The 11,967-nt window shown below is 40.5% G+C and carries 10 protein-coding genes; all 10 read left to right on the top strand.

The window, feature by feature from the left end; genetic code table 11:
- The first annotated feature begins 31 nt into the window (after positions 1 to 31).
- The 10 genes from scyC to RIV7116_RS09135 all read left to right on the top strand — a co-directional run bounded on the left by scyC (position 32) and on the right by RIV7116_RS09135 (position 11,908).
- Entirely contained in the window at positions 32 to 976 is a 945-nt protein-coding gene (gene scyC, locus RIV7116_RS09180) for a scytonemin biosynthesis cyclase/decarboxylase ScyC (protein WP_015118015.1), read from the top strand.
- Positions 977 to 1,081: 105 nt separating this feature from the next.
- Positions 1,082 to 2,224 (top strand): ScyD/ScyE family protein, encoded by a 1,143-nt coding sequence (locus RIV7116_RS09175; RefSeq protein ID WP_015118014.1) that lies wholly within the window; start codon positions 1,082 to 1,084, stop codon positions 2,222 to 2,224.
- A gap of 149 nt (positions 2,225 to 2,373) precedes the next feature.
- Entirely contained in the window at positions 2,374 to 3,816 is a 1,443-nt protein-coding gene (locus RIV7116_RS09170) for a ScyD/ScyE family protein (RefSeq protein ID WP_015118013.1), read from the top strand.
- A 175-nt stretch (positions 3,817 to 3,991) separates the two neighbouring features.
- Positions 3,992 to 5,149, top strand: coding sequence for a scytonemin biosynthesis PEP-CTERM protein ScyF (gene scyF / locus RIV7116_RS09165; RefSeq protein WP_015118012.1), 1,158 nt, complete (start codon positions 3,992 to 3,994; stop codon positions 5,147 to 5,149).
- A 170-nt stretch (positions 5,150 to 5,319) separates the two neighbouring features.
- Positions 5,320 to 6,246, top strand: a complete 927-nt coding sequence (locus RIV7116_RS09160) for an EboA family metabolite traffic protein (protein WP_015118011.1) — start codon at positions 5,320 to 5,322, stop codon at positions 6,244 to 6,246.
- Positions 6,247 to 6,443: 197 nt separating this feature from the next.
- Positions 6,444 to 7,346, top strand: coding sequence for a TatD family hydrolase (locus RIV7116_RS09155; RefSeq protein WP_015118010.1), 903 nt, complete (start codon positions 6,444 to 6,446; stop codon positions 7,344 to 7,346).
- 121 nt (positions 7,347 to 7,467) lie between these two features.
- Positions 7,468 to 8,367, top strand: coding sequence for a UbiA-like protein EboC (gene eboC, locus RIV7116_RS09150; protein ID WP_015118009.1), 900 nt, complete (start codon positions 7,468 to 7,470; stop codon positions 8,365 to 8,367).
- A 94-nt stretch (positions 8,368 to 8,461) separates the two neighbouring features.
- A complete protein-coding gene (locus tag RIV7116_RS09145) occupies positions 8,462 to 9,742 on the top strand; it encodes a glycosyltransferase family 4 protein (protein ID WP_015118008.1) in 1,281 nt (426 codons plus the stop codon).
- 325 nt (positions 9,743 to 10,067) lie between these two features.
- On the top strand, positions 10,068 to 10,994 hold the full coding sequence (tyrA, locus tag RIV7116_RS09140; RefSeq protein WP_015118007.1) for a bifunctional chorismate mutase/prephenate dehydrogenase: 927 nt from the start codon (positions 10,068 to 10,070) through the stop codon (positions 10,992 to 10,994).
- A 287-nt stretch (positions 10,995 to 11,281) separates the two neighbouring features.
- Positions 11,282 to 11,908 (top strand): DsbA family oxidoreductase, encoded by a 627-nt coding sequence (locus tag RIV7116_RS09135; protein ID WP_015118006.1) that lies wholly within the window; start codon positions 11,282 to 11,284, stop codon positions 11,906 to 11,908.
- Positions 11,909 to 11,967: the final 59 nt, after the last annotated feature.

Here is an 11,967-nt window from a genome sequence, read left to right as displayed (position 1 = left end):
ATTGGTAATTGGTAATTGAACAGGGGTGGTAATGGAAAAGAATACATTTGCGACATCGGCTTATATTGCAACTTCGCCTAAAACAGCTTTTGACTATCTTTGTAGTCTTGAGAATTTGGATGAATGGACGTTGTTTAGTCGGATGAAAGAAAAAATTGATGACAATACCTACAGAGGAACAGCGTCTGGCTACCACGAAGACCTTTACTATCATGTAAAAAAGTTAGAAAATCCCAAATTCTATGGCATTGAATGGCACTGTGGATTGGAATATGAAAAATATTTCCAGGTTTACCCAGTGCTGCTTTTCCCTACCGACTATATTGAACCCGGTACTGACGAAAAAGGCGTGTATTTTCACTGGTTGAGTTTTGTCGATCCCAAGCGGCAAACCGGCATGATTATGCAAGGAATTCATACAGTACATACTTCTGAATGTCGTTCTTTGAAGGCGAACTTAGAACGTAAAGCTGGTTTAACTTCGGCAGCGAAAGGAAAACACTTTGTAGATACCGATACTATCTATGTTGATGCTCCAATTGAAATGGGTATCGAATTTCTGCAAGACTTGCGAAATATGGACGATTGGGCCCATTTACTCAGGGCTAATGGTGAAATTTCTCAGTCAGAAGGAGAGTTTTTAGATGAGTACGATCGCAAAGTAAAAGTCAGGGTGCAGCTACATGGCTTGAGTAAATACTACTTGCTCGAACAAGAATGTTACTATCCTGAATTTGAGTATTATCAGCGGACTCCCATGCTATTAATACCCGCCTCCTACGCATTTGCAGATCCAGAAGCAAGTGGTTTTATTATGCATCGAATCAGTTTTTGGAAAGCCGATCAATCCGAAATTCACGGCAAGCTGCAAATTGAAGATTTAGGTGCCGAAAGCATGAACATCAAACGGATGCTTGAAGGCAAGGCTGGCAACATGGAAAGCTTTAATCGAGGCATGAGCTATATTCCGCAATAATATGGCGGAATCTTTCATAGGAATGAATTCAAAAATCTATCTATCATCGGGGTGCTTTCTTGACGATTTTCTATTAGTAATCTTAAGTCATTTATATGAAGAGAAATGAGCGTACAGCAACTTACAAATAAATCTTTTACGATAATTGCCGAAGGTTTTGATAATCCCAAAGGATTAACATTCGATCCCCAGGGTAATTTGTATGTGGCAGAAGCAGGAACTGGTGGAGATGGGCCATCAATTCCTTCTCCTAGCGGTCAAGGAAACTTAAGTTACGGTTTGAGTGGTGCCATTTGCAAAATTGAGAATGGCACCATTAAACGTGTTTTAACAGGTTTACCCTCCGTGGCATTTGCTGATGGTTCTGGTGCTGCTGGTCCCCACGATATCAAGTTCGATAGTACGGGGAAAGCTTATATTGTGTTGGGATATGCCGCAAATCCAGTTTTTCGCAAATCTCTCGGCAATACAGATTTAGGTAAAATTATTACATATGTAGAAGGTAATAATACTTGGTCAAGTATAGCAGATATCACTAACTGTGAAGCTTTAAACAAGATTGCATCAAGGGATAATGAAGTTGCCAGCAATCCCTTGTCTTTATACGTAGATGGCAATAGATTGGTAGTAGTTGATGCGGGCGCGAACAGTCTCTTCAGCATAAATACTGATAGCGGCGATTTGAAATTAATCGCTGAGATTCCCCAGCGGATATTAATCAATCCAATATTTCCCGGTGCTAAATCGCAGAACTTTGACCGGGGACATGTTCCACCCCCTGGTGCTTATCCACAAGCTCCACCATCTGAAGTGTCTATTCAATCAGTACCTACAGATGTAGTAAAAGGTGCTGATGGAGCTTATTACGTTTGCGAATTTAGCGGCTTTCCTTTCCCCGAAGCAGGGGCAAATATCTATAGAATTTGTGATTCAGGCGAAGTTGAAGTTTTCGCGCAAGGATTTACTCAGTTAATAGATATGGCTTTCGATGCCGATGGTAATTTGTATGTTTTGCAACATATGAATAAGTCTGGCTGGAAAGGAAAAGCAGATGGAGCATTGATTAAAATTGCCCCAGATGGCGAGCGTACAACGCTTATTGAGGGTAACGGATTGGAGATGCCTTCAGCCTTGACAATAGGGCCAGATGGTGATTTTTATATCATCAATAGAGGCGGTCGTCCGGGAATTGGACAGATTATTAAAGTTGAAAATCCGACTAAAAATATTCCCCGTTCTCATATCTAGTAGGGCGTTATAGATTGTCAAAACCCAGGATATTCAAACGGAAACAAGTTTCAAGCCGATTTTATGCTTGATATTCATATCCCAATCATTGGGGCTGTTCTTCAGAGAACCGCATTTATTCCATAAACTATTAATCGATTTCAGCAACTATGAAGTTTAAGTCAATCGCTTTAACGCTTTTTACGGTAAGCATCGCCTCGATATTAGGCACAACCACAGCAAGAGCAGCCTCGCTGTCTGTACTCGCTGACGGATTAGATAACCCTCGTAACTTTGACTTTGACTCTGAGGGAAATATCTATCTGACAACCAGCGGTAAAGGTGGAGATGGCGAAGACGGAAGATGCGTTCCGTCTCCAAGTTCGCAATTTATTCCCTTGTGTGCTGGAAATACAGGCTCCTTGCTTAAAATTGGTACCGATGGTAGCACTCAAACAGTCATTCCAGATTTAGCTTCCTTGGCTTTGACTCCGTTTGGAGAACAAGCGGCTGGACCTGCGGATTTAAAATTTGATGACAATGGCAAAGCTTATTTATTAATGGGTTATGCTGGCGATCCTTCGACTAGCGGACCGATTCTACAGACTCCTACACTCGGAAAACTATACGAAGTCGATTTGCAACAAGGCGCTTTAGGAAGAGAAGTTGCCGACTTTGCTCAGTATGAAGTAGACAACAATCCCGATGGTACTGACATCATCACCAATCCTTATGCGATGACAATTAAGGACAATACAGCTTTTGTAGTTGATGGTGGTGCAAATGTCATTTGGAAAACACCACTTGACCAAGGTGGTATTGAAAAAGTAGCTGCATTCCCCATCCTGCCAGTCGATCAAAGCGAACTCGAATTCCCTAGCTTTGAACCCCCCGGTGAAATCCCAGGTGGAGAACAACCATCGGATGCACCAGGCTTACCAGCAATTAACGGTCAAGGTGGCGAACCACCAAGCGGACCACCTCCAGGGGGAGAAGAAGCAAGTCAAGATTTCCCCATCACATTCCAATCGGTACCTACAGGAATTACCGAATCTCCCGATGGTGATTTCACCGTAGCTGAATATTCTTACTTCCCCTATCCAGAAGGTAGAGCGCGTCTATATTCTGTTGACAGTGATTTAAATATCACAGAGACAATCACCAATGATGGTAATGGCTTTACTCAGTTGACAGGTACCGCATACGACGAAGAAGGCAACCTGTACGTGTTGCAACACATGAATACTTCCGAGTGGAAGAACATTCTTCAAGGTGGTGAAGTAGTCGGCGATATTAGCAGTTCGATTATTAAAGTAGCTGCCGATGGAACTCGCGAAACCATTTGGAACGGCGATGGTTTAGAAGCAGCTTCTGGTTTAACTTATCGCGATGGTGCTTTATACACTGCAAACCGCGCTCGCTTAGCAGAACAGGGTCAATTAGTGAAGATTGACTTAGCTAAAGGTGGTGACAAACCAGCAAGAGTTCCCGAACCCGCTTCCGTACTTGGCTTATTAGGAGTTGCAGCAGCAGGAGCAACTTCTCAATACAAGAAGCGCAAGCGTCAGGAAGAAAAGCTAGAAGAAATTTTGGACAAGGTTGAAGCTCTTTAACAGTTAGCAATTAACAGTTAACGGTAAATAATACCTAGAACTTCACAAGTAAAAAAAACAGCAAGTTGCTGTTTGATAGATTTCATCAGCAGCAACTGGCTGTACAAGTCCCAGGTCAAGACCTGGAGACATTACCTAATAGAAAGTATAACTAGCAGTATCGGGAGTTTCAAGGATGAAGTTAGTAGCAAATTTATCGCTAGCTCTTGCGAGTGCAGGATTCATGTTTTTGGCAGCAACTGCCGAAGCTAAAGCAATAAGTCTTACATACGATAAGTCAATTGGCGAGCCGGGATTTGCTCCCGGACAGCTTTTCGTACCTCAAGGTGTGGGAGAGCGCGATGCAACCGGCAATATTTATGTAAGTAACGGTCGTGGCTACGATCCAACAACGGATACTTTCCTTCCTAATGTTGGTAATAGAGTAGATGTGTTTAGTCCCGATGGTGAATATCTCCGGGCTATTGGCACCGGCGCTCAGGGGAAAGGAGCGGGTTTAGACGAACCAGCAGATTTGAAATTTGACCCTATAACCGGCAACTTATACGTGGGTGACGTTTTTAACAGCGAAATTGACGTATACAATCCCGACAGTGGAGAATTTGTAACTTCCTTCGGTTCATTTAGCGGTCAAGGTGCTGGAGATATTTTCTTCGGTCCTGGCGGTATGGATTTTGACAAGCAAGGTAATTTACACGTAACAGATTTTAGCGGTGACGTAGTCAAAGTTTACGGCAGAGATGGAGAATTAGTTAAAACCTACGGTAGCTTGGGTACCGAACCAGGTCAGTTTGATGGTCCTGCTGGTATAGCTATATCCAATACAACTGGCAATATTTATCTTAACGACCAGTTTAATAACCGAATTCAGGTACTTGATTCCGAGCAAAATTTCCTTTATGCATTTGGTACTGAAGGAACTGCACCCGGACAATTCAACGAGCCAATCGGTATCGATGTGGACGAACAAGATAATATTTACGTGGCTGACTCACAAAATAACCGCGTTCAAGTATTTGATAAAGACGGTAATTTATTAACTATATTTGGTGAAGCTGTAGAAAATGCCGGTCCTCCCGCACCTGGCGAACTACCTTTTGCCACAAACCCCGCCGATTTAGAACCAGGTAAGTTTAACTGGAGTGGTGGTTTGAGCTACAACGACAACAAATTGTATGTGGGTGATTTCTTCACCGGTCGCGTACAGGTGTTAAATGTAGAAGGTAAGAAAGTCGCGACAAAAGTACCCGAGCCTGCAACTTTATTCGGTTTTGGAGTATTTGCTCTTGGTGCTGCTGCAACTAAGTTGAAGAAGAATAAGCAATCTGCTTAATTTAGGATTTGACGTTATTGATTCTCGTTTAATTCTTGTTCCCAGTCTTTGGCTGGGAACGTCATCAGAAGGCTCTGCCTTCATGTGAGGCAGAGCCTCAAGCTATGTATTCCTTGGCAGAGCCAAGGAACGAGGAAATAACTAAAATTATTTAACTACTACATATAAAAATGTCTGTTGCTACAAGTTATATAGAAACGCAAAATATTACTACCCAAGAGTTACTTTACCGTTGGGTATCCCGACAAGTTAATACTGAAGCTCTGAACTGGTTAAATCAAAAGCGACAGCTGATAAGCGAGGGTGCGGCACCTTTTCTATTTTTTACAGCTTTCAGTGCTGTACCTCGTTATACAGATAAAAAAGAGATTCAGCCGACATTAGAAGAATTAGAATCAGCCTCCAACATCTGCGATAACTGGTATCCGGGTGAATGGACTATAGACCAAGCGGCTCGTACATTACTGGTATTAAGTTTACCATCTGATGACGCAGATAAATATTTACAGACATTAGATCAAGTATTTGCCGCCGCCGACGTTAGGGAATTAGTAGCGCTATATCAAGCATTACCCCTGCTTCCTTATCCCGAAAGATTTCGCGATCGCGCTGCTGAAGGTATCCGCAGTAATATGACGGCAGTATTCAATGCGGTTGCTTTACAAAATCCCTATCCAGCTAAATATTTAGATAACCTAGCTTGGAATCAGATGGTTTTAAAAGCTTTGTTTGTTGGTAGTCCTTTACATTTAATTCAAGGGATTGACGAAAGAGCAAACCCTGATTTGGCAAGGATGCTGTTAGATTACGCTCATGAAAGATGGGCAGCCAGACGCGATGTATCCCCCGAATTATGGCGATGTGTAGGAAAATTTGCCAACGATGAGATGTTAGCAGATTTAGAGCGCGTTCTCACAGAGTCTCAAACTAAAACCTATTCAAACGGTAAAGGACAGCAGAAGTTACTCGAAAGAACAGCAGCAGCTTTAGCATGTGCTGAATGTCCATTACCCGAAGCCCAAATTATTCTAGCTCGATATCCAGAATTACAAAACGATATTCGAGCAGGAAGACTAACTTGGAAGAATGTTAAGTGAAATGGGAATGGGTAATGGGTAGTGGGTAATAGGTAATGAGTCGAAAAGCTCCTCTGTGTTTCTAATCTCCAATTCCTAATTTCTAAAATCTAAACATCCAACTCTTAACTATCTCAGCTACCAATTAGCAATTAGCAATTCCCAATTCCCAATTCCCAATTCCCAATTACCAATTACCAATTACCAAAATTTTTATCATGTATATCGATCCACATATTCATATGAGTTCCCGCACTACCGATGATTACGAAAAAATGCGTGATGCGGGTATTGTTGCGGTAATTGAACCTGCTTTTTGGATGGGACAACCGAGAACTAATATTGGTTCTTTTCAAGATTATTACAGCAGCTTGGTGGGCTGGGAAAGGTTTCGGGCTTCGCAGTTTGGCATTAAGCATTACTGTACCATCGGCTTGAATTCAAAAGAAGCAAATAACGAACCTTTGGCGGAACAGGTAATGGAATTATTGCCCTTGTACGCTTGTAAAGAAGGTGTTGTTGCCATCGGCGAAATTGGTTACGACGACATGACACCGGCAGAAGACAAGTATTTTCGCTTGCAGCTAGAATTAGCGAAAGAATTAGATATGCTGGTGATGATTCATACACCGCACCGCGATAAAAAAGCGGGTACTAGTCGCAGCATGGATGTATGTATCGAACATGGTTTGGAACCATCCAAGGTGGTAATGGATCATAACAATGAAGAAACCGTCAAAGAAGTATTAGATAGAGGTTTCTGGGCAGCATTTACAATTTATCCAAATACCAAAATGGGCAATGCTCGCATGGTGGAAGTTGTACGTCAATACGGCTGCGAACGAATCATCGTAGATAGCAGCGCCGACTGGGGAGTAAGCGATCCTTTAGCAGTACCGAAAACTGCTCAATTAATGATAGAAAGAGGAATTCCAGAAGCGCATATGCGAGCCACCTGTTACGAAAATGCTCTTGCAGCATACAGCCAAAGCGGACAAATCAAAGAATCTGACTGGTTGAATCCATCGCCAATCGATCAGCGAGAATTATTCAGCGGCAACTCGGTACTGCGCGGACAAAAGCCAGTTGTTGAAAAATCTGAATATGCATTGATTGAGTGAAAGTTGGGCATGGGGGATTGGGCATTGGGCATGGGGAAATAACTTATAACTACCCCTTCTCCCTCCTCTCCCCCATCTTCCCCTTCTTCCCCATCTTCCCCCTCTTCCCCACTCTAAAAACATGAACACGGCAACTTTAAACACCAATCGCTTCTGGGCGTATCTACAGTTAACGCGACCTGCGAATATTATTACCGCTTGGGCGGATGTGCTAGCGGGTATTGCGGCTTCGGGTTTTCTCATCGTGGGTAATCCGCTACCTGTAGCATGGCTAATTTTGTCTACTACTGGTTTATACGGCGGCGGTGTTGTATTTAACGATGTATTTGATGCCGATTTAGATGCCAAAGAAAGACCAGAAAGACCAATTCCCAGCGGTAGAAGCTCGTTACGGGGAGCAGTTGTTTTAGGAGGCATACTTTTAAGTATTGGTGTATTCGCTGCGGCTCAAGTTTCTTGGTTAAGTTTTTGTATTGCTTGTGGTGTGGCTGCTGCGGCTTTGCTTTACGATGCTTACGGAAAACATCATACGTTTTTTGGCCCTTTAAATATGGGGATTTGTCGCGGTGGTAATTTACTGTTGGGTGTGAGTATATTGTCGCCAATGCTGAGGGAAAACTGGTATTTAGCTTTAATTCCAATTACTTATATTGCTGCGATTACAGCTATCAGCCAAGGTGAAGTACATGGCGGAAAACGCAGTACCGGTGTTGTAGCTTTGATATTAATGGGTATGGTTATTGCCGGACTATTAGGGCTGGGTTTGCTAAATAAATCTTATTTCTTAGCGGTATTACCATTCGTAATTCTACTGAGTTGGCGCGTTCTGCTGCCTTTCGTGCAAGCTGTGAGTCAACCAAGTGCAGAAAATATACGTACAGCAGTGCGCTCGGGGGTTTTATCTCTTATAGTATTAGATGCAACTGTTAGCTGTAGTTTTGCCGGTTTTAGTTATGGTTTGTTACTGTTAAGTTTATTACCTATATCTATAATGCTAGCTAAATTATTTAGTGTAACTTAGGATACATTTTAATATTAAGATAGTGGGTAGATACTCTGCGAGTTATCCCCATGCCCTATGTAAATTCCCAATAAAGTTATAAAAGTCGATGTAAATGCAGATTCTAATTTATTCCTATAATTATCATCCCGAACCCATCGGAATTGCACCTTTAATGACTGAGCTTGCTGAGGGGTTAGTAAAAAAGGGACATCAAGTGCGGGTGATTACGGGTATGCCTAATTATCCACAGCGCGAGATTTATGAGGAGTATCGGGGTAAATGGTATACCACAGAAGAGAAAAATGGTGTAACTATTCAAAGATGTTATTTAAGAATTAAATCTAAGCCTAATTTAATTGATAGGTTGCTATTGGAATTAAGCTTCGTATTTACAAGCTTGCCTCAAGCTTTAAATGGTTGGCGACCTGATGTTATTCTTTTAACGGTTCCACCTTTATTAGTTTCATTACCGGCAGCTTTGCTAAGTTGGTTTTATCATTGTCCGTTGGTATTGAATGTCCAAGATATTTTACCTGAAGCTGCAATCAAAACTGGATTATTAAAGAACAAATTTATGATTCGGGCTTTAGAGACTTTAGAGAAGTTTGCTTATAGAAAAGCTCATACAATTAGCGTGATTGCCGACGGGTTTGTTAAAAATTTAGTTAGTAAGAAAGTTCCAATCAACAAAATTGCCTGCATTCCTAATTGGGTTGATGTAAATTTTGTTCGCCCTTTGCCAAAAAAAGCTAAAAACTGGAAAGCTAGTTACAAATTAGAGAATAAATTTGTGGTGCTTTATTCAGGCAATATTGCTTTAACTCAAGGTTTAGAAACGGTAATTGAAACAGCAGCATCGTTAACACATATTCCAGAGATTGCTTTTGTAATTGCTGGGGAATCAAAGGCTTTGAAAAGGCTGCAAAAATATTGTCTGGCTTGTGGTGCGGATAATGTTCTATTGCTACCGCTGCAACCGCGAGAAAAGTTACCGGAGATGCTAGCGGCTGCTGATGTTGGTTTAGTTGTACAAAAACGCAACGTCATTTCTTTTAATATGCCTTCTAAAATACCATTATTGTTAGCTTCAGGAAGTCCAATTATTGCTTCTGTTCCTGCTTCAGGTACGGCAGCACGTGCTGTTAGGCAAAGTGGTGGTGGTGTCGTTGTCGCACCAGAATCACCCCAAGATTTAGCTGCTGCAATTATGAGTTTACATAGCAATCCTGCTTTAACGAGGCAATTGGGTATAAAGGCAAGAAATTTTGCTGTCGAGCGCTATTCCTTTGAACAAGCATTAGTGGCTTATGAAGCTGTTTTCTCTCAAGCTATTTCTCGCAAAATTCCCGGTATTTTACCAGCAATGCAAAAGAAGTTAGGGGTTAGGGGTTAGTAGTTAGTGGTTGGAGTTACTTATTTGCTTTTACTGAATTCATTTATCGGATGTTTGAGGTATTTCAGGGATTGTGGATATATTTCATCTTTATTTAAACAAATATAAATTAATCGATTTTAAAAAATATTAACCAAATTAATTAAATATTTATTATTAAAACTAAATTTATGTTTTGAGAAAATATTTTTCACATAATTTAGCAAAAACAGACGAAAACAATATTGTAGTCAGTTTGGCATTTATGATTGAAAGAATATCGCTACATTAATTCATAATTACGCTCTTTTTAGCGTTTGTTTTTTAAATATTAAGACTCAATTTTATGGTTTATAAAAAAGAAAGTGAGAGCGAATCTCGGCGGATAACTATTATCGGTGGAAAAGGCAAGATGGGACAGTTTTTTGCCAGGGAACTGTCAGAGAGCGGGCATAATGTAGAGGCTTTTGGTAATCAAGATTGGCAATTTGCGGATCAATTACTTAGCAATGCTGACTTAGTACTGGTTTCGGTTCCCATTGAGAAAACTGTAGAGGTAATTAAACGTGCTGCTCAATATCTAAAACCCACAACAGCGATCGCCGATATTACCAGTGTCAAAGTTGAACCCGTGCAAGCGATGCTAAAGTACCACCAAGGTGCTGTAATGGGATTACATCCGATGTTTGGACCTAAAGTTGAATCCTTTGCAGAACAGATTGTGGTGGTATGTGGGGGACGCAATGAGGCTCAATTTACATGGTTGCTAGATTTCTTTGCAGCTAAAGGTAGCAAGTTGGTGGAATCTACAGCCAAAGAACACGATAAAATGATGGTCATTATTCAAGCAATGCGTCATTTTGATAGGTTTAGCTTGGGTGTATTTTTAGCTGAAGAAAATATCGATATTCAGCGTAGTTTATCGATGGCTAGTCCAACTTATCTTCAAGAAATCGATATTCTTAAACGTTTATTTGCTCAAAGTTCGCATTTGTGTGCGGATATTATTTTAGCAACTGAAGAAAGATGCGAAATGATAGTTTCTCTCGCCGAAACATATAATCGTTTGGCTAAACTTGTAGCGAGTAAAGATAGAGAAGCATTGATAAAAGAGTTTGAATCTACTCAAAGTTTCTTTAATGAAGCTCTGACTTCTGAAAATAAGCTGAAACAAACAGTAGAAGATTATTTAATTCATGATAATTTTACTTCACAAAAACATCAGCAGGAAGTAAAAAAAGATGATAGTGAAAATGTTTTACTTACTACTTGATAAAGAAGATAGGCATAAGCAGCAGTTGATAATAGAAATCGATGCATTTGAATAGTTCTCAGTCTCCGGGTTGGGAGCTACTTTCTTCCCGGCTTTACGATTAACTATGTTTGGCAGAGGGTGAAGAGAGGGAAGAGGGGGAAGAGGGGGTAGAAAAAGTAATTTGATATTTAATTTCAGAGTGAGTTGGGAGCAGTTTCATTTAGAAATAAATTTCCATTTGCACTTTTCTCTTGTGCCCTCTGCTATTTTTGTAAATTCTGTTTAATTATAGTTATCAAAAAGCTATGCAAATAGATATATTTCATGATACTGTATGTCCCTGGTGTAGAATTGGCAAAAAGCATCTTTTTGATGCGCTATCTGAATATAATGGTGAAGCTGTAGATATTCGCTGGCATCCTTTTCTTTTGGATAATTCGGTTCCTAGTGGGGGATATGAGTTTCGTGATTTTATGCAAGAGCGAAAAGGGATTTCACTCTCGCAGTTACAGCAAATGTTTGATTATACGCAACGTATGGGTGAAGCTGCTGGAGTAGTTTTGGATTTTACAAAAGTGCGATTGGCTGTTAATACTACTCTTTCTCATAGATTAATTGAATTAACTCCAGAAGATTCTAAAGCTAAAGTTGTTGAAGCAATTTATCAAGCTTATTTTGAAGAGGGTTTAAATCTAGGAAATATTGAAGTAATATTAGCAATCGCGAAATCTTGCGGAATAGATTTTCCAGATTTAGCGTTGCACTTGAATGATAAAATTGCTCTCAACGCAATTGTGATGAAATCAGACAATGCCCATAGTTTGGGTATTAATAGCGTACCGTTTTTTATTATTAACAACGAAATAAAAGTAATTGGTTCTCAGTCAAAAGAAGCGTTTGTTAATCAGTTAACAGTGAACAGTGAACAGTGAGCAGTGAACAATTACCAATTACCAATTACCAATTACCAATTACCAATTACCAATTACCA

It is taken from the genome of Rivularia sp. PCC 7116 (assembly GCF_000316665.1).
Classification (GTDB): Bacteria; Cyanobacteriota; Cyanobacteriia; order Cyanobacteriales; family Nostocaceae; genus Rivularia.
This window is presented reverse-complemented; position numbering and strand designations above follow the sequence as displayed.